We start from the raw sequence: 17,144 nt of genomic DNA on the forward strand, positions 1-17,144 counted from the left end.
CCGCCGCTACCTCTTGCGTCGGTCATGGACGAATCCCCGCACGACGTACGCGCGGACGAAGTCGCCCACCGCAACGTCGTTAGCGTCGTGATAAGGCGACGGGGTTGTGAACAACGAGAACAAGATTCGCGCAAACCACTCCGATGCCGAGCGAATGTCGAGGTCGCTGCGCACCTCACCGGTCAGCCTCGCCGCCGAAATGTACGGCGCGAGAAATTCGCCACATTCGCGGAGGAGCGTCGACGCATTCTTCGTCAACATCAGGTCGACTTGTTCTTGGTCGAAATACAACTCGGATTCCACTAGTCGGCGGGCCTGGGTGACGAAAACGCCTGCCCGGACCAGTTTGTCCTCGAGGGTGCTGCCGCCGTCGCGCTCGATTGCCCTGGCCAGCTTGCGGTAGAAGCCCTGCGACGCCGCCTCCGCACTGGCCTCGACAATTGTTTCCTTGTCCCGGAAGTACTCGTAGAACGTGCTCCTGGACACCCCGGCGGCACGGGCGATGTCGACGATCGTCGTCTTTCGCAGCCCGTGCGTTCGGAAGCAGGTGAAGGCGGCAGAGATGAGCACCGCGCGGGTGTCGACGGCGGTCGCGCGGGTCATCAGGCTCCCTTGCATCGTCGAACTCAGCGATCCGGCGCGAGAATCAGACCGCTCGTCGGAACGCCCGTGCCGGACGTGACGAGCACGTGTTCGACGTTGTCGAGCTGGTTGTAGGAGGTGCCGCGCACCTGACGGACGCCCTCGGTGATGCCGTTCATGCCGTGGATGTATGCCTCACCGAGCAGGCCACCGTTGGTGTTGATCGGCATCCGGCCCCCGAGCGACAACTCGTCGACCGAAACGAAGTCCTTGGCCTCCCCGCGCCCGCAGAATCCCAGTTCCTCGAGCTGGGTAAAGACGAAGGGCGTGAAGTGGTCATAGAGGAACGCGGTCGAAATATCCTGCGGTTTAAGGCCGGAATCCCGCCACAGCTTGTCGGCGACCACACCCATCTCGGGCAGGCCCGTAATGTCCTCGCGGTAGTAGCTCGTCATCACCTCGCCGTCGTAGGAGGCGCCCTGCGCTGCGGCGGTGATGACGGCGGGCGGTTTGGCCAAGTCTCGCGCTCGCTCGAGGCTGGTCACCACCATCGCTACACCACCATCGCTTTCCTGGCAGCAGTCGAGCAGCCTGAGCACCGGCTCGATGATCCAGCGCGATTGCTGGTGCTGCTCAATGGTTATCGGCTTGCCGTAGAACCACGCGTCCGGGTTGTTCGCGGCATGCTTGCGGTCGATGACGGAGATCTTGCCAAAATCGGCGTTTGTGACGCCGTACGCCGTCATGTACCGCTGCGCATGCAACGCGACCCAGGCGGCTGGCGTCATGAAGCCGAACGGGGCGTAGGGCGCCATCCACAACGGCGTCACGCCCGGCTGGCGGCCGGCACCCCCGAAACGAAAGCCGGAGCGCTCGTTGAAGGCGCGGTAGCAGACCACCGCCTCCGCAACGCCCGTCGCGACCGCCATCGCGGCCTGCATTACGGTTCCCGCGGCCGCACCGCCACCGTGCGGGACTCTGGTGAAGAAGGTCAGGTCGCGAATTCCGACGTTACGGGCGACCTCGATCTCCTCGTTCTCGTCGACGCTGAATGTGACCATGCCGTCGATGTCGGCGGGCTCTAGCCCGGCGTCGCGGATCGCCGCCAATACCGCCTCGCAGGCGAGCTGCATCTCGGTGCGGCCAGATTCCTTGGAGAATTCGGTTTGCCCGATTCCGGCGAGGGCGGTTTTGCCGCCGATACCGTCGCTCATGCATCCACACCCTGGAGCAGGCTGAGCACCGCGGTTCCCGAGACGTGGTCGCCCAGGCTGTTGGTGCCCTTGAAGGTGACCTCGACAAAGCCTTCCCCGTCGGCCGATGATTTGTCCGTGACGGAACCCGTGAAGCGCATCGGATCATTCGGGTAGGCCGGCACGCCGAGTCGAATGGACAGCTTTTTGACCATCGCCTCGGGGCCCGCCCAGTCGTGCAAGAACTTCACGCACAGCCCGTTGGTCGTCAGGATATTCATGAAAATATCTTTGGAGCCTTGGGAATTGGCGAAGTCGCGGTCGTGGTGCACCGGCATGTAGTCACGGGATGCAATGGCGCCGGCGACGATCAGCGTGGTGGTCACCGGTACGTCCATCGGGGTGACTTCGTCGCCCACATTGATGGAGTTCCAGGCCCGTGTGGTGGTGCGGTCGACGGTGGAGGTCATTTGCTTCCTTCCGGGTATGCGGCGCCGAGGCGGGCGAGTTGTTGGGAGGCAGAGCCGAGCGAAAGCTCGATCTGCTTGGCCCATAGGAAATAGCGGTGGAGCGGGTAGGTGACGTCGATGCCCATCCCGCCATGTACCTGCTGGGCCGATGCGACGACCCGAGCGCCGGCCTCGGCGGCCCAGAACTTGGCAATCGCCGCTTCGCGGCTCGCGGGCCGGCCCTCATCGATCAGCCAGGCCGCGTGCCAGGTGGTCCAGCGGATCGCCTCGACGTCGATGAAGGCATCGGCCAACCGCTGCTGCACCGCCTGGAATGAGCCGATAGGCCTGCCGAATTGCTCGCGTTCGGTGGTGTAGGAAGCCGCGAACTGCAGCGCTCGTTCGGCCACGCCGACCTGCATCGCGCACAGCCCGACGAGCGCCCTGGTGTAGAGCGAGCCGACCGCGTCCGCACCGGGGGTGTTGTTGAGCCGGTGTGCGACGGCGCCGGTGAGTTCGACATCCGCGTAGGGCTCACCGTTGGTGACAGTCGCCGGCGTGACGATCACCCCGGCCGTCGCCGCCTCGACGATGAATAACCCAGGTCCGTCGTCGGCGAGCGCCGAAACCACTATGGCGTCGGCAAGCTGGGCCGCGGGTACGAGTTCTTTTGTGCCGTCGAGGATCCAAGCGTCACCATCTGCGCGTGCGGCGGTGCGCGGCATGGTCGGATCCGAGTTGCCCGGCTCGGCAAGTGCGGCGGTCAGAATCGCACTGCCGTCTACGACTTTCGGAAGGTAGCGCTGCTGAATTGTCGAATCACCGTGCCGCGCAATAGTATCCGCGCCGAGCATGAGGGTCGCGTGGACGGGGACCGGTGCAACGCTCCAGCCGACCTCGGCGAGCAGCACGCCGAGCTCGAGGAAGCCGCCGCCACTGCCGCCAACGGACTCGGGCAGCGCGATGCCCAGCAGGTCCGAGGATGCCAACTCGCGCCACAGCGCTTCGTCGAAGCGAACCTCGCCTGATTCCAGTTCCGTGAGACGTTCGGGGGTGGCACGGTGCTCGAAGAGTTGACGCGCCACCTTGCCGACGGTCTCTTGTTCTTCGGTGAAGGAAAAGTCCATGCTCGCCTAAATCCTTGTTGGTCAGCGCGCCGGTCGGAACTGGTGCAGAACCAGCTCCTCGCCGCTCGGGATCGCTTCGAACTTTTCGTAGAAGACCTCAACGGGGAGGCCCATTTCGATTGCCTCGGGCTCGATGTCGCAAAGGTTCGAGACGATGCGCACGCCTTCGTCGAGTTCGATCAGCGCCACCACATAGGGATACTGAAGGAAGGGCAGCGGCGGATATTGCGGCATGATGAAGCTGTAAACAACGCCACGCCCGGTCGACTCGACGGAATCCCAGTTCAGGGACTGACAGTGTCCACACATCGGCCGAGGCGGCACCCGCAACGTATTGCAGTCCTTGCACCGCTGGATCAGCAGCTTGTGGTCCTTCAGGCCCGACCAGAAGAATTCGGTGTCGGGGCTGATCGATGGAGCAAGTCTGGTGGCCATCAGTCCCCGGCCGTTCCGGCGGGGGCTCCACCCGTCTTGAATCGCAGGGTGCGGAACCGCTGGCGGCCGATCACTTCACCGTTCTGATCCCGGTAGGTCGTGATCCAGGTGACGAAATAGCCCATACCCATCGCCGTCTTCTTCTCGTCGGAGATGGTCTCGAAAACAGTTTCGGCCGTGATGTCGTCACCAACGCGCGGGTATCGCTCGATCTCGAACTCAGAATTGGTGGCGACTGTGCCCGTGTAGCCGGCATCGGTGAGAAACTGCAGCGGATTTTCCTTGAGCTCGACTGGGACTCCGCCTCGCTCGTGGATGCCGACGAGTTTGGGTGGCGCCATGGTCCACGACTGCAGCATCACCGGAGGTGAGACGAGGCCGCCGTAGCGGGAGGAGGCGGCGAACTCCGGATCCAGATACGCCGGGTTCATATCGTCCAACGCGTAAGCCCAGTGTCGGATCATGGCCGCGTTCACGGGATCTGGCGCCTTGACCGGCTGTCCGGAACTGATGGGTTGGCCGATGAGCGCATCGAGGCGCTCGCGCAGTTCGTCCTTCGTTGTCTCGGTCACGAGCTTCCTTTCTCCGATGCGCTGGCTCGCATGTCCCGGGGTGCGCGCGGCATCCCGAGACCGGCCATAGCGATGATGTCGCGTTGAAGCTCGTTGGCTCCGCCGCCGAATGTGTTGATGACCGCCATGCGGTATGCGCTCTCCAGCTCGCCCCTGAGGGGAGCCGCCGAGTCCTTCCGAACGCCGGCCTGACCCACGACTTCGAGCAGTTCGCGGGCGACCTGCTGGGTGAGTTCGGTGCCGAATACTTTTGTAGCGGACGCCTCACCCATGCCGAGTGCGCCAGAACTCATCGTCGCGTTCACCCGCAGGTTCAGCAGCCGGTAGGCGGCGACTTGCGCTTCCACCCGGGCGAGAGCCTGCTGCACCCAGGGCTTGTCGATGACAAACCCGTCGTCGAGCGGCGTCGTCGATGCCCATTTGAGGGTCTTCGTGAACAGCGGCTCCAGCGCGCCGAGGTTCCCCAAGGCGGCGCGTTCCAGGTTGAGCTGGTTTGTCACCAGCGTCCAGCCCTGGTTTTCGCCGAGCACGATCGCACTTTCGGGCACCCGGACGTCGTCGTAGAACGTGTAGTACGTGGACACGCCCGGCATCGTGTGCAGCGGCTTCCACGAGAACCCTGGTGAGTCGGTCGGCACGATGAAAAGCGTGATGCCCTTGTGCTTCTTGGCAGTTGGATCGGTGCGTGCAGCCAACCAGATGTAGTCGGCGAACTCGGCGCCGCTGGTGAACATCTTCGAGCCGTTGATGACGAACTCGTCGCCGTCGCGTACTGCGGTGGTGCGCAGTGACGCGAGATCGCTTCCCGCGCCCGGCTCCGAGTAGCCGATCGCGAATTCAACAGTTCCCTTGAGAATCGCGGGGAGGAACTTGGTCTTCTGCTCCTCGGTTCCGTACTGAATAAGCGTGGGGCCCACCGTGTTCAGGGTGATCATTGGCAACGGCGCGTTGACCCGGCGCGCCTCTTCCGAGAAGATGTATTGCTCCAGCGCGGTCAGCCCGCCACCGCCGTATTCGACTGGCCAGGCGACGCCGAGTAGGCCGGCTTCGCCGAGCGCGCGCCGGCATTCGGCGATCGCGGGGCCTCCCTCGAGCAGGTTGGCAACAGCGGCGCGGCGCTCCGGGGTCATCACCGCCTCAAGGCGCGTGCGGTAGTCCTTGCGGAGCTGTTCCTGCTGAGGTGTGTAGTCGAAGTCCATCAATTGCCCGTTCCCAGTCGGATCGGCATGCGTTTCACCCCGGGCACCATGGTGGCGCGAAGTCGTGACACGTCACCGGTGAGTTCGATCGTCGGATATGTACCCAGCAGCACCTCAAACATCACCCTGGCCTCCAGCCGGGCGAGCTGTGCGCCAAGACAGGCGTGCTCACCGGCACCGAACGCGATGTGCGGGTTGGGATTACGCGTGATGTCGAAATCTTCGGAGGTCGGGCCAAAGATCTCTTCGTCGCGGTTGGCGGCGCCGTAGAGCATGACGACGGTGTCGCCGGCCTTGATCTGTTGGCCGCGGATCTCTACGTCCTGGGTGGCGCGGCGGGCCATGTGGGTGACCGGGCTGGTGAATCGCAGCATCTCCTCGACCGCGCCGGGCAGCAGAGAAGGGTTCGACCGCAGCAGCGCGAACTGATCGGGATGGTCGATCAACGCCAACGTGCCCAGTGCGATGAGGTTGCGAGTCGTCTCGTTGCCGGCGACCAACAGCAAGAAGGAGAAGTTGAGTAGATCGGCGTCGGTGAGCTGCTCACCGTCGACCTCGGCCGCAGCCAAGATGCTCAGCAGGTCGTCCTGCCCACTGACCTCGCCGGATCGCCGTGCAGCGATGAGTTTGGTGAAGTACTCGTAGAGCTCACCGAGTGCGACTACGGAATCGAGTTCGATATCGGGGTCGGCAGTGCCAACCGCAGCGTCCGACCAGCTGCGGAACCGCTCCCAGTCTTCGGGTGGTGCACCGAGCATTTCGGCGATCAGCCGGGTAGGAAGAGGTGCGGCGATCTCCTCTGCGAACTCGTACTCCCGCGATGTGTCGACACTGTCCACGATGCCCTTCACGATCTGGCGCACCTTGGGCTCCAGCAACTGCACCTGGCGGCGGGTGAAGCCGGAGTTGATGAGCTTGCGAAGCTGCCGGTGACGCGGCGGATCGGTGAAGATCAGGTTTCCCTCCTGAACGGGTTCGGGCTGGGCGGGATCCGGGATCGAGATGCCCTTCGTCGAGGAGAACGTCAATGGGTGACCGGAGACGTAGCGGATGTCCTCGTACTTCAACAGCGCCCAGAAGTTCGTGACATCGTTCCAGACGACGGGCGTTGTGTTGCGAAGTTCGCGATAGGCCGCGTAGGGATCGCCGGCGTAGAAGTCCGGTGAGTGCAAGGGAACCGTAGTAGTGGGCACCGCAGGCCTTCCTCGACGCTGAGAGCTGTTCGGACAAATAAATAAAGAATGTCCGTTTCCAAGGTGTCTACAGCAGACCCGACTTGCCTGTCAAACACCGGCTATTTGGCTTAAATAAAGGTGGATTGCCGTTGACGGCCTCTTCGGAGCCGTGTACACACAGTCAGAGAGTGTATGTTGTGGCTACGTCACCGGGCCGCGCCGCGATCGAGCAGTCAGGAAGGCAGGCAGATGATGGCTGGCTCACGGTCTCTCCGCGACGCCTACGGGCATTACATCGACGGCCGATGGGTCGAACCGGACAGCGGGCGCTACGACGTCGTCAACCCCGCGACCGAGACGGTGATCGGTACCGCGCCGGACGCGAGCGTTGCGCAGGTCCAACAGGCGGTCGCGGCGGCCAGGGCCGCCTTCGATTCGGGCCCCTGGCCGGCGGCGGAGCCGGCGGACCGCGCCAGATGCCTGCGACAGCTCAGCGAAGCGCTACTGGCCAACAGCGAGGAGTTCTACGCCCTCGCGCAGGCCGAGTGGGGTTGTTCGGCAAACGAGCGCATCATCCATGTCGAAGGCCCGGCATTCATGGTCGGTCACGCCGCCGAGCTCGCGATGGAGCCCGCCGAGGAACCAATGGACGCGTGGGGCGCTGCGGGCACCACGCTGTTGCGCTACGAACCGCTTGGTGTGGTGGCCGCCATGACCCCGTGGAATTTCCCGCACACCATCAACGTGATGAAGCTGGGTGCGGCGCTGGCGGCGGGAAATACGCTCGTGCTCAAGCCATCGCCGCTGACGCCCCTGGCCGGGCTCGCGCTGGCTCGAATCGTCGAGGAGGAAACGGATATCCCCGCCGGTGTCGTCAACGTGGTTACCCCGACCAGCGTCGAGGCCAGTAGGAGCCTGACCCTGGATCCCAGGGTCAATATGGTCAGCTTCACCGGCAGCTCGGCCGTCGGCCGCGACGTGATGGCCGGTGCGGCGACCACGATGAAGCGCGTTCTGCTGGAATGCGGCGGCAAGTCCGCGACCGTCTTGCTGCCCGACGCCGAGATCACCGACGAACTGTTGGAGCGGCTGCTGTTCGAAGGATGCACGATGCATGCCGGTCAGGCGTGCATTCTCAACAGCAGGCTGTTGTTGCCCGATGCGATCCATGACGACGTGGTGGATCGGCTCGCCGCGCTGTCGCGCGGGGTCGTAATCGGCGATCCCGTCGACCCCGCGGTCACCATGGGACCGTTGATCAGCCGCGAACATCTCGACCGCGTCGAGGGATTCGTCAAGCGCGCCGAAGCCGACGGCGCAACCGTGGTCGCCGGGGGAGGCCGCCCGAAGGATCTGAGCCACGGATTCTATTTCGAGCCAACGATACTGACCGACGCCTCGGCCGATTCGTACATTGCGCAGGAGGAAGTGTTCGGTCCTGTGCTGACGGTGTTGCGGTATCGCGACGACGATGACGCGGTGGCCATCGCCAACAACTCGGCGTACGGGCTCGGGGGCGCGGTGTGGGGAAGCGACGTCGACCGCGCGGTGGCGATCGCCCGACGGATCAGGACCGGGCAGGTCTCGATCAACGGGACGATTCCCGGAGATGCCCCGTTCGGCGGCTTCAACCAGAGTGGAATCGGCCGAGAGGGTGGTGTGATGGGACTGCGGGCTTATATGGAGCCCAAGGCCATCGGGGTGCCCGCGTGAACCGGCCGCTTGCGGGCTTGCGTGTTGTTGAGCTGGCCTCCGAAATTGCCGGTCCGTACTGCGCCAAGTTGCTCGTCGACCTTGGTGCCGACGTCTGCAAGGTCGAGCCCCCAATGGGTGATCCGCTGCGCCTATGGGGTCCGTTTCCGTCGGCCGATCCTGATCCGGAACGAAGCGGGCTTTTCGCGTACCTGAACGCCGGAAAGTCCGGCGTCACAGTCGACTTAGCACGTGATAGCGACCTCGCGGACCTTCACGAGCTCATCGCACAGGCGGATGTGATTATCGAAGACCTGCACGCCGCCGCGCCCGAGCGGCGGGACTGGGGTCTGGACGCGGACGCCCTTCGTCGCAGCAACCCGAACCTCGTCGTGGTCCGGATATCGAGCTTCGGCCAGGACGGACCGCTGCGTGACCGGGTGACGACTCCATTGACCCTGCAGGCGGCAGCAGGTTGGGTCAATGTGCGCGACCCCGGTCGGGCACCAGTCCAAGCCGGCGCCCGGATTCCGGAGTACATAGCCGGCGCGTATGCGGCCCTCGGAGCGCTGACGGCGCTGCGGGTCGCCGCGGCGGGGACGAACCGGCCGGTCGAGGTGGACGTCTCGATGTTCGAGTCGCTGCTGTCGACGCTGCCCTATCCCATGCTGATGGCAGCGCGCCTGAAAAGCCTTGGTCTGCCGACTAATTCGAAGGCTGCACCGATGTTGGGTATCGTGCGTGCCGCCGATGGCTGGATCGGAATCAACTGCCTGACCGGCCAGCACTGGCTCGACGTGTGCGCCATGGTCGGGTTACCCGAGTTCGGCGAGCACCAGCTTGCGATCATGCTCGGCGGCCCCGAGCGCGACGAGTTTTTTGCGAAGGCACAACCGTTTTTCGATGCGATGACCGTTGCCGACCTCGTCGACCTGAGTCAGGCAATGCGGATACCCGCGGCGCCGGTCACCGAAGGCGATAGCATCCTGGACTGTCCGCAGTACGCCGCGCGAGAATTTTTCATCGAGATGGCGGCTGACGCATGGCGATTCACCAGACCCGGAGCGCCGTTTCGGTTTTCCAAGACACCCGTTCCTTCGCCACTTCCTGCCCCAGCCCGCGGAAAAGACTCGCGGGCTGCCTGGAGCGAGCGCGGCGCGCGCCGCCGGGACGGTGGCGTCGAGAAAACGCCGGACGTCCTGCCCTTCGCCGGATTGAAGGTGTTCGACTTGAGCACCTTCTGGGCGGGGGCGTATCTGACGTGCTACCTCGGCGCGTTCGGGGCTGACGTGATCAAGGTCGAATCCATTCAGCGTCCCGACGGACACCGCTACTCCGGGTCGCTACTGCGTGAGGGGGACGACTGGTATGAACGCGGGCCGCTTTGGCAGGGAACCAATCTCAACAAACGCGATATCACCCTCGATCTCACTTCGACCGCCGGCCGCGACCTGGCTCTGCGGTTGGCCGCAGAAGCCGACGTGGTGGTGGAGAACTTCTCCCCGCGCGTCGTTGAGCAGTTCGGACTCGATTACGACTCGCTCGCGAAGATCAATCCTGCACTGATTATGGTGCGGATGCCCGGATTCGGGCTGGAGGGGCCGTGGCGCGACTATGTGGGCTGGGCGCTGAACATCGAACAAGTGTCCGGTATGTCGGCCATGACCGGTTACCCAGACGGCCCGCCGTGCAATCTGCAGGGGCCCGCCGACCCGATCGCCGGTGTACACGCAGGTGTGGCGCTGCTGGCCGCGCTCGAGCACAGGAGGTCCACCGGTGAGGGCCAGCTCGTCGAGGTCGCGCAGATCGAGGTTGGCGCGGCGGTGACCGCCGAGCCTGTCATCGAGTACTCGCTGACAGGCGCGGTGCGAACACGAGACGGAAACCGCCACCGCGAATATGCCCAGGGCGTCTACCCGACGAGCGTCACCGACGAGTGGGTAGCGCTCTCGGTGCGCGACGACGCCGACTGGCTTTCCGTACTGGAAGCGATCGACCGCGCTGACTTGCGCGACGACCCGAGATTCGCGACCGCAGAAGCTCGCCGGCAAAATCATGACCAATTCGACGAGATCGTCACTAACTGGACGTGTACGCAACCCGCCGAGGAGCTGGTGACAACGCTTGTCCGGCATGGCGTCCCAGCCGCGCGATTGCTTGCAGCCGACGAGATGTACGGGGTCGAGCAGCTCGATGCGCGTGGTTACTATCAGGATCTGGTCCACCCGATTACGGGGCGACATAGATTTCCGGGCTGGCCATTTCAGATTTCGCCGGGTCCGGCGCACCATCACAGGAACGCGGCGCCGACGCTGGGGCAGCACAACGCCGAGGTGCTGGGGGCACTCGGACTTTCCGATGCGGAGATCGCCGCGTTGGGCGACCAACAAGTGATCGGGCAACGCCTGCTCAACGCCTAGCTGTCGTCGACCATCGCTGCGATCGTGTCGACGACGCAAGCCGGCCGGTCATTTCCCTCGACCTCGACGGTGACACGAACCGTGGCCCGCCCCCCGCGGTCGCTGCGCTCAACCTTGAGTAGCTCGGCTCCGGCCCGGATGCGGGAGTCCACCGGTACCGGGGCGGGGAACCGCAGCTTGTCGGAGCCGTAGTTCACCTGCATCGACAGCCCGGTCACCCGGTAGATCTGTTTGACGAGAGCGGGCACCAGCGACAAGGTCAGATAGCCGTGTGCGATGGTCTTGCCGTAGGGACCGGCAGCCGCTTTCTCGGGGTCGACGTGAATCCACTGATGGTCACCGGTCGCCTCGGCGAACAGATCGATCTTCTTTTGAGTGACCCGAAGCCAGTCGCTGTAGCCGAGGTGCTCGCCGACATGCGCCTCGAAATCGGCGATCCCGTCGTACTCCTTCGGTGACGTGGACGCCTGGGTCATGCCGCGACCTTGAGACCTAATTGCTCAATTGCGTTGCCGCCCATGATCTTTGCTTTGACGTCGTCCGAGAGGCCGTCCAGCCGGTCGACAAAGCTCAGCGGGTCGCCGATGCCCTCCGGGTGAGGGAAATCGGAGCCGAACATCACGTGGTCCTCGCCCATGATCTCGACGATTCCCTTGACGTCGTCTTCGAGGAACGGGTGGATGTAGATGTTGCGCTTGAACACCTCGACGGGGTGCTCGTCGAACTCCTTGGGCATGATCTTGTACGCCGTGTTGAGCTGCTCGAGCAGGTTGCGCACCCAGCCGCTCCCGTTCTCCACACAGAAGATCTTCAGGTCGGGGAACCGTGAGAGCGCGCCGTGGCAGATCATCGCCGCCAGCGTGTCCTCGATGGCGCGGTGCCCCATCACGACCTCCCGGAGGGCACTCGGTTTGAAGGACAGGTACTCGTCGCCGCCTTCCCACTCCATGAGGTGCTTCTGGTAGCCGCTGTCCGAGGCGTGCATGGTGACCGGCATGCCGGCGTTGACCACTTCTTCCCAGAACGGGTCGAACTCGGGCAGGCCCATAGACCGCGAACCGCCGAAGCGACTGGGCACCGGCGCCGGCCGGACCAGAAATGTCTTCATACCGCGCTCGAGGCACCAGTGAAATTCTCTGATGGCTTCGTCCACGATCGGCAGACAGATGACGGGGGTCGCAAAGATCCGCTCGTGATAGTTGAATGTCCAGTGTTCGTGCATCCACTCGTTGAGCGCGTGGATGATCGCGTGGGTGAGGATGACGTCGTCGGTGGTGCGCTCCTCGATGAGGCTGGCGAGAGTCGGGTACATCACGCACTGGTCGAGGCCCAGTTCATCCATCAGCTCCAGTCGCGGGGCGGGCGCCTGGTATGCGGGGATGACATCCATTGCCTCGCCGACGAACTCGCGGAAGTTGAGGCCTTCGGGATTGTTGCCCAGGAAGTAGTCCTCGGCGCTCCCAGGCCTGGCAACGCGCGCGAACGTCGGGTTGGGGATCATGTGGCTGATGTGGTCCTTGACAACCAGTTTGGGCCGGCCGTTGACCTCGACGTAACCGACCTTTCCGCGGTGCTCCTTCGGAAGGTACTTCGTGAGCGCGTCCGTCGTCTCGTACATGTGGTTGTCGATGTCGAAAACCGGGTACGGCAATGAACGGCGAGACATGAGACTTCCTCCTGAGCAGCGAATATGATCATTTACGCTATCTGAGAACGACGTTATCATATCGCCCCACAACGGATCAGGCCACTGCGCTCCACACGCCGATAACCGCACTGGACGCGGTGACGGTTGCCAGCAGGGACAGCGTGTTGTCGATGATCGAATCGGCGTACTCCCGCGGGTATCCGCTGACCGCATCCCGCGGCAGCACGAACTGATAGCCACGGTTGACCGCATCCATGACAAAGTTGGTGATGGCGATATTCACCGACACCCCCACTCCGACAATGGTTTTTATCCCGAGGTTGCGCAGCACCGAGTCCAGATCGGTGCCGCACATGGGGCCGACGCCGTGGGTGCGAGTGAGAACGAGGTCGGTATCGAGCGGCCCCAACTCCGGCAGTAGCGAGGCCCCCGCGCTACCGGGCGTCAGGTCGGCGGTGAAGGATTTCCCCGCCGCGAACAATCGGGCGTTCGTATTGGAACCACGACCGTCGGCGCGCCGCTGGATCAGGCAATGGACGACCGTGACACCGGCCGCCCTGGCCGCGTCAAGCAGTTTGGCGATGTTGGGAATGGCTTCGCGCCGGGCTTCCTCGGCCAGCAAGGGGAGGCCGGCCTGCGGCCCAATCACCCCGCCCTGGCACTCTTGGGTGACGAGCGCGGTGGTCACCGGATCGAGCAGGTCCTGGAGACTTGGCTGCGGCATGAGAATACACGTTATCGTGAGCCGAAATGCTCGTTCACCAGGAGGTCAGGTGGAGGCTTGGGAGCTCGAAGTGCGGGAGTCGGTGCGGCAGACGCTGGCCGACTACACCGCGGCCACGGATCGATTCGATCTCCGGGCGGTGGCGGCATGCTTTAGCGACGACGGCGTCTTGGAGTTCACCGGAAGCGCCGAACCGCTCACGGGACGCGCAGAAATCGAGGCCGGTTTGGGCGCCGCGGTAACCCAGCCTTCGAGCTCCGGGCGGCGAGCACCGACCCACGTCCGGCATCACGTTTCCAGCATCCGGTTCGGGGCGGTCGCTCGTGACAGGGTCGAGGTCAGCAGTTACTTCGCTGTCCACACCGACATCGGCGTCGATCACTGGGGCCGTTACCGCGACGTGCTGGTACCGGTGAACGGCCGCTGGTTGTTCGCCCATCGCCGCATCCGCGTGGACGGATTTGCGGCCGGCAGTCTGATGGCATGAGGCCAGTCAGGCGGTGATGAATTCCTTGGCGAAGGTGCGCGACCGGTCGATGACCTCGGCGCGGTCGACGCCCGCCGGCGCGATGGTCAACCAGGTGACACCTGCCGCCTCGAGTCGTGCGATGGTCGCGCGACGTTCGTCGGCCGATCTGCTGTCGTCCAACATGTTTCCGGCCGAGAAGCAGATGTCCAGCGGTTCGGTGCGACCGATCTCGGCCGCGTACTGCTTGGCCCAGTCGATGGCGAGCTCCAAGTCGTCGATGGTCGAGATCTCTGCGGTCCGCGACGCCGCGGCATACCCAAACGTATTGAACGGCGCCCAACCCTGAGCGCGTGATACTGCCCGGCGTACCGCAGGCTTGCTGTTGCCGCCGACCCACACCGGTGGCGGCGTCGCGGGCAGCGGCCGCAGCCGCACACCGCGGGCGGCGACCGACGTCCCTTCGTAGGCGATGTCCTCACCGGTGAGCACCTTGTCCAGGACGTCGAGCGCCTCGTCGAGCAGAGCGCCACGGTTGTCGAAATCGATTCCGAGAGCTTTGAATTCGGGCTTCAGGTATCCCGCAGCGGTGCCGAGGATGAGCCGCCCCTTCGACAGCGCGGCGAGGCTTTGGATCGACTTCGCACCGAGGAACGGGTTGCGGTACGCGGCGATGTAGACATTGGTCAGCAACTTGAGCTCGGTAGTTGCGGCGGCGGCGAACGCCAGCGCGACGAACGGATCGAGGGCGTGGTGTCCGCCGTGGTCGAGCCACTTCGCGTCGGGCGCGGGGTGGTCGGTGACATGGACTGCGGCGAACCCGCTTGCCTCAGCCACTCGCGCGACGTCGGCAATCGCCTCGGCGGTCACGAACTCGTCGACCGCCTCGACACGCTGGGTGGGTAGTTCGAGGGAGAAGGAAACAGTCACAAGGGTCCTTTCGGTCCGGAGACGAGCGTGGCCAGGCGTTGGGCGTGATAGTCGGGGTCGCCGAAGATCAACTGACTGACCTTGGCGCGACGGACGAACAGGTGGGCATCGTGTTCCCAGGTGAAGCCGATGCCGCCGTGGATGCGCATGTTGTCGAGCGCAACTTGCAGGAAGGCTTCGGAACAGACCATTTTCGCGACTGACGCGGCTGTCGGCAGGTCATCGGTGCCCGCCACGTCGGCCGCATGTCCCTCGGCCGAACGCGCACCTTCGACCTGGACGAGCATGTCCGCGCACCGGTGCTTGATCGCTTGGAAGCTGCCGATCGGCCGGCCGAACTGAATTCGGTTCTTGGCGTAGTCGACGGCCATGTCGAGGCAGCGCTGGGCAGCGCCGACCTGCTCGGCCGTCAGCGCGATAAGGGCCAGGTCCGATGTGCGGGCCAGGAAGTTGGCGGCGCCACCGTCCGTTCCGATCAGTTCTGCGCGCACGGCGTCGAACTCCACCCGCGCCACCTTCCGGGTGCGGTCGAGCCCGGCCAGCGGCGTGCGGCGAAGGCCATCGGACCCGGCGCGCACCGCCAGCAACGAGATTCCCCCCTCCGTGATGGCGGCCGCGAAGAGGACGTCCGCGGTGTGACCATCGATCACGAGCGGTGCCTCGCCATGGAGCCGATATCCGGTGCCGTCTCGGATAGCCCTCAATGTCACCGCGGCGGGATCCCATGCGTCGAGTCGGCCGTTGAGGATCACCGTCGCGGTGGCAGAGCCGTCGACGAAGCCGGGAACGAACCGTTCCGCCGCCGCGTCGTCGCCGCTGGCGAGGATGGCCTGTGTCGCGAGCGCCACTGTGGCGAAAAAAGGGGAGCACAGCAGCGCCCGCCCCATTTCCTCGAAGACGATGGCCAGTTCGGCCACACCGGCGCCCGCGCCGCCCCATTTCTCGGGCACACCGATGCCGTGCAGGCCCAATTCACTGGCCATCTGGCGCCAGGACGTCTCGTCGTAGCCGGTCTCCGTCGCCATCAGCTTGCGTACGGTTTCACTCGACGACATTGCGCTGAGGTACTCGCGCACGACGCTACGAAGGTCGTCGACCTCATTTGTCGGCACTGACGGCCTCCCTGTTCAGCCGCATTTCAGCTCACCGATCCCGTTGCCTGTCAGTGCGTTTGATGGGTGACGTCCTCGTCCGGGCGGTCGCGGTCGAGCGGGCGCCACCAACTCACGGCGCCACCCGCCGACTGCCCCGACATAGCCATTGCCGGACCAGGATAGTATGTTTTTCAAATATAGAGAATATCCATTCTCGTCAAAAGGAGCGACGCGGTGACGACGAAACTCGATTACGGCATCTTTGACTGCGACACCCACTGCTACGAGACACGGGACGCGTTCACCCGTTATCTGCCGGAAAAGTTTCGGGACCGCGCGATCACCACCGTGCGCGGGGCGGACGGCGTGGAAGTGATCCTTGCCGGGCATCGCGTCGCCACCTTCAACAGCGAAGGGGGCCTCGGTCTTGATGTCGCGTACCGGCCCGGCTCCCTCAAGGAGATGCTCAAGCAAATGGGCTCGGGCAACCCCGAGGAGTCCTACGAGCCGCAACCCATGCAACCGGAATTCGTCGAGCGTGCTGCGCGCCTTGCCGTCATGGCGGAGCAGAACATCGAGCGCATGGTCATCTATCCAAGCGGCATGGCCCTGGCCGGCGAACACTACGTCGATGACACAGCGGCACTCTATGCCAATCTCCGCTCGTTCAACCGATGGTTCGACGAAGAGTGGGGTTTCAACTACGAAGATAAGATTTTTGCCACGGCGCTGATGTCGTTGCGCGACTTGGATTCCGCGATCGCAGAAACAGAGGCGATCATCGCGCAGGGGGCGAAGTTCGTGCTGCTGCCAACCGGCCCGGCTTACGGTCGATCACCCGGCGACCCGTACTTCGACCCCATTTACGCACGCCTACAGGAGGCCGGCTGCGTCCTGGTGTTCCACATCATGCCGTTTTGGTACTTCAATGCGATCTCGCCCGCCTGGGGACAGAACCCCGACCCCGCCTCCTGGCACATGTCGGCGTGGCAGTGGATGAACATCTACGGCCAGCGCCCGATCGAGGACACGTTGTCCGCGCTCATCTTCGACAACCTGTTCGGTCGCTTCCCGGGTCTGAATGTCCTCGTTGCCGAGCATGGGGCGGAATGGGTGCCGTTCTTCGTCAGGCACATGGACAAGAGCCGGGGCATGGGCCGCAACGGTCCATGGATCGGCGGGAAGCTGACGGAGCGGCCGTCGGCGATCTTCCGCCGTCACGTCCGTGTCGTGCCGTACCCCGAAGACGACATCCCCGCGATCGTCGGAAGCATGGGATACGACGACTGCCTGGTGATGGGCTCGGATTACCCGCACGCCGAAGGCCTGGCCGTACCGGCCGAGTTCGCCAAGCTGCTCGACCCGCTCGACGACGCGACCAAGCGGCGGATCATGCGCGACAACGCCGAGCAGCTGCTCTTCCGGAGCTGATCGCGGC

Annotated in this window: 17 protein-coding genes; 4 read left to right on the forward strand and 13 right to left on the reverse strand. The window is 64.3% G+C overall.

Annotated elements, in window-relative coordinates:
- Window positions 1-6 precede the first annotated feature (6 nt).
- From A5744_RS10095 to A5744_RS10130, 8 genes are read right to left on the reverse strand one after another with little or no spacing between them, the layout of a single operon-like run.
- Window positions 7-603, reverse strand: a complete 597-nt coding sequence (locus A5744_RS10095; protein ID WP_076060553.1) for a TetR/AcrR family transcriptional regulator — start codon at window positions 601-603, stop codon at window positions 7-9.
- A gap of 23 nt (window positions 604-626) precedes the next feature.
- Window positions 627-1,796, reverse strand: coding sequence for a lipid-transfer protein (locus A5744_RS10100; RefSeq protein WP_076060555.1), 1,170 nt, complete (start codon window positions 1,794-1,796; stop codon window positions 627-629).
- Window positions 1,793-2,245 carry a MaoC family dehydratase gene (locus tag A5744_RS10105; protein WP_076060556.1) on the reverse strand — a complete coding sequence of 151 codons (453 nt, stop codon included), beginning with the start codon at window positions 2,243-2,245 and terminating at the stop codon, window positions 1,793-1,795. The genes A5744_RS10100 and A5744_RS10105 overlap by 4 nt, the downstream gene beginning before the upstream one ends.
- On the reverse strand, window positions 2,242-3,351 hold the full coding sequence (locus tag A5744_RS10110) for an acyl-CoA dehydrogenase family protein (RefSeq protein WP_076060558.1): 1,110 nt from the start codon (window positions 3,349-3,351) through the stop codon (window positions 2,242-2,244). Before A5744_RS10110 ends, A5744_RS10105 begins: the two co-directional genes overlap by 4 nt.
- A gap of 21 nt (window positions 3,352-3,372) precedes the next feature.
- Complete coding sequence (locus tag A5744_RS10115; protein WP_076060560.1) at window positions 3,373-3,786, reverse strand: Zn-ribbon domain-containing OB-fold protein; 414 nt, start codon at window positions 3,784-3,786, stop codon at window positions 3,373-3,375.
- Window positions 3,786-4,358, reverse strand: a complete 573-nt coding sequence (locus A5744_RS10120) for a MaoC family dehydratase N-terminal domain-containing protein (protein ID WP_076060562.1) — start codon at window positions 4,356-4,358, stop codon at window positions 3,786-3,788. Before A5744_RS10120 ends, A5744_RS10115 begins: the two co-directional genes overlap by 1 nt.
- On the reverse strand, window positions 4,355-5,557 hold the full coding sequence (locus tag A5744_RS10125) for an acyl-CoA dehydrogenase family protein (RefSeq protein ID WP_076060564.1): 1,203 nt from the start codon (window positions 5,555-5,557) through the stop codon (window positions 4,355-4,357). The genes A5744_RS10120 and A5744_RS10125 overlap by 4 nt, the downstream gene beginning before the upstream one ends.
- Entirely contained in the window at window positions 5,557-6,729 is a 1,173-nt protein-coding gene (locus tag A5744_RS10130) for a cytochrome P450 (RefSeq protein ID WP_076060565.1), read from the reverse strand. Before A5744_RS10130 ends, A5744_RS10125 begins: the two co-directional genes overlap by 1 nt.
- Before the next feature lie 255 nt (window positions 6,730-6,984).
- Between A5744_RS10130 and A5744_RS10135 the strand changes: the two genes are divergently transcribed.
- Window positions 6,985-8,445 carry an aldehyde dehydrogenase family protein gene (locus A5744_RS10135; RefSeq protein ID WP_076060683.1) on the forward strand — a complete coding sequence of 487 codons (1,461 nt, stop codon included), beginning with the start codon at window positions 6,985-6,987 and terminating at the stop codon, window positions 8,443-8,445.
- The gene (locus tag A5744_RS10140) at window positions 8,442-10,844 is read left to right on the forward strand and encodes a CoA transferase (protein ID WP_076060567.1); all 2,403 of its coding nucleotides are present in this window, start codon (window positions 8,442-8,444) and stop codon (window positions 10,842-10,844) included. Before A5744_RS10135 ends, A5744_RS10140 begins: the two co-directional genes overlap by 4 nt.
- On the opposite strand, the gene A5744_RS10145 is transcribed toward A5744_RS10140, so the two are convergent.
- The 3 genes from A5744_RS10145 to A5744_RS10155 form a co-directional block, all read right to left on the reverse strand.
- Complete coding sequence (locus tag A5744_RS10145; RefSeq protein ID WP_076060569.1) at window positions 10,841-11,320, reverse strand: MaoC family dehydratase; 480 nt, start codon at window positions 11,318-11,320, stop codon at window positions 10,841-10,843. The two genes, A5744_RS10140 and A5744_RS10145, sit on opposite strands and share 4 nt — an antisense overlap.
- Complete coding sequence (locus A5744_RS10150; RefSeq protein WP_076060571.1) at window positions 11,317-12,510, reverse strand: amidohydrolase family protein; 1,194 nt, start codon at window positions 12,508-12,510, stop codon at window positions 11,317-11,319. The genes A5744_RS10145 and A5744_RS10150 overlap by 4 nt, the downstream gene beginning before the upstream one ends.
- 76 nt (window positions 12,511-12,586) lie before the next feature.
- Complete coding sequence (locus A5744_RS10155) at window positions 12,587-13,216, reverse strand: cysteine hydrolase (RefSeq protein ID WP_076060573.1); 630 nt, start codon at window positions 13,214-13,216, stop codon at window positions 12,587-12,589.
- Between the two features lie 49 nt (window positions 13,217-13,265).
- Here A5744_RS10155 and A5744_RS10160 point away from each other — a divergent pair, with 49 nt between their 5' ends.
- A complete protein-coding gene (locus A5744_RS10160; protein WP_076060575.1) occupies window positions 13,266-13,703 on the forward strand; it encodes a nuclear transport factor 2 family protein in 438 nt (145 codons plus the stop codon).
- Between the two features lie 6 nt (window positions 13,704-13,709).
- On the opposite strand, the gene A5744_RS10165 is transcribed toward A5744_RS10160, so the two are convergent.
- Window positions 13,710-14,612 carry a TIGR03619 family F420-dependent LLM class oxidoreductase gene (locus A5744_RS10165; protein ID WP_076060577.1) on the reverse strand — a complete coding sequence of 301 codons (903 nt, stop codon included), beginning with the start codon at window positions 14,610-14,612 and terminating at the stop codon, window positions 13,710-13,712.
- Entirely contained in the window at window positions 14,609-15,724 is a 1,116-nt protein-coding gene (locus A5744_RS10170) for an acyl-CoA dehydrogenase family protein (RefSeq protein WP_076060579.1), read from the reverse strand. Before A5744_RS10170 ends, A5744_RS10165 begins: the two co-directional genes overlap by 4 nt.
- Window positions 15,725-15,940: 216 nt before the next feature.
- Between A5744_RS10170 and A5744_RS10175 the strand changes: the two genes are divergently transcribed.
- Window positions 15,941-17,137, forward strand: coding sequence for an amidohydrolase family protein (locus A5744_RS10175; protein ID WP_067149734.1), 1,197 nt, complete (start codon window positions 15,941-15,943; stop codon window positions 17,135-17,137).
- The last annotated feature ends 7 nt before the right edge of the window (window positions 17,138-17,144 follow it).

Origin of the sequence: Mycobacterium sp. IS-1264 (genome assembly GCF_001954195.1) — a bacterium.
In the GTDB taxonomy this organism is placed as follows: Bacteria; Actinomycetota; Actinomycetes; order Mycobacteriales; family Mycobacteriaceae; genus Mycobacterium.

What these genes read in the sequence shown, in the direction of transcription:
- A5744_RS10125 (WP_076060564.1), bottom strand. Translation starts at nt 5,557, where the DNA reads ATGGACTTCGACTACACACCTCAGCAGGAACAGCTCCGCAAGGACTAC.
- A5744_RS10145 (WP_076060569.1), bottom strand. Translation starts at nt 11,320, where the DNA reads ATGACCCAGGCGTCCACGTCACCGAAGGAGTACGACGGGATCGCCGAT.
- A5744_RS10135 (WP_076060683.1), top strand. Translation starts at nt 6,985, where the DNA reads ATGGCTGGCTCACGGTCTCTCCGCGACGCCTACGGGCATTACATCGAC.
- A5744_RS10155 (WP_076060573.1), bottom strand. Translation starts at nt 13,216, where the DNA reads ATGCCGCAGCCAAGTCTCCAGGACCTGCTCGATCCGGTGACCACCGCG.
- A5744_RS10100 (WP_076060555.1), bottom strand. Translation starts at nt 1,796, where the DNA reads ATGAGCGACGGTATCGGCGGCAAAACCGCCCTCGCCGGAATCGGGCAA.
- A5744_RS10105 (WP_076060556.1), bottom strand. Translation starts at nt 2,245, where the DNA reads ATGACCTCCACCGTCGACCGCACCACCACACGGGCCTGGAACTCCATC.
- A5744_RS10150 (WP_076060571.1), bottom strand. Translation starts at nt 12,510, where the DNA reads ATGTCTCGCCGTTCATTGCCGTACCCGGTTTTCGACATCGACAACCAC.
- A5744_RS10115 (WP_076060560.1), bottom strand. Translation starts at nt 3,786, where the DNA reads ATGGCCACCAGACTTGCTCCATCGATCAGCCCCGACACCGAATTCTTC.
- A5744_RS10095 (WP_076060553.1), bottom strand. Translation starts at nt 603, where the DNA reads ATGACCCGCGCGACCGCCGTCGACACCCGCGCGGTGCTCATCTCTGCC.
- A5744_RS10110 (WP_076060558.1), bottom strand. Translation starts at nt 3,351, where the DNA reads ATGGACTTTTCCTTCACCGAAGAACAAGAGACCGTCGGCAAGGTGGCG.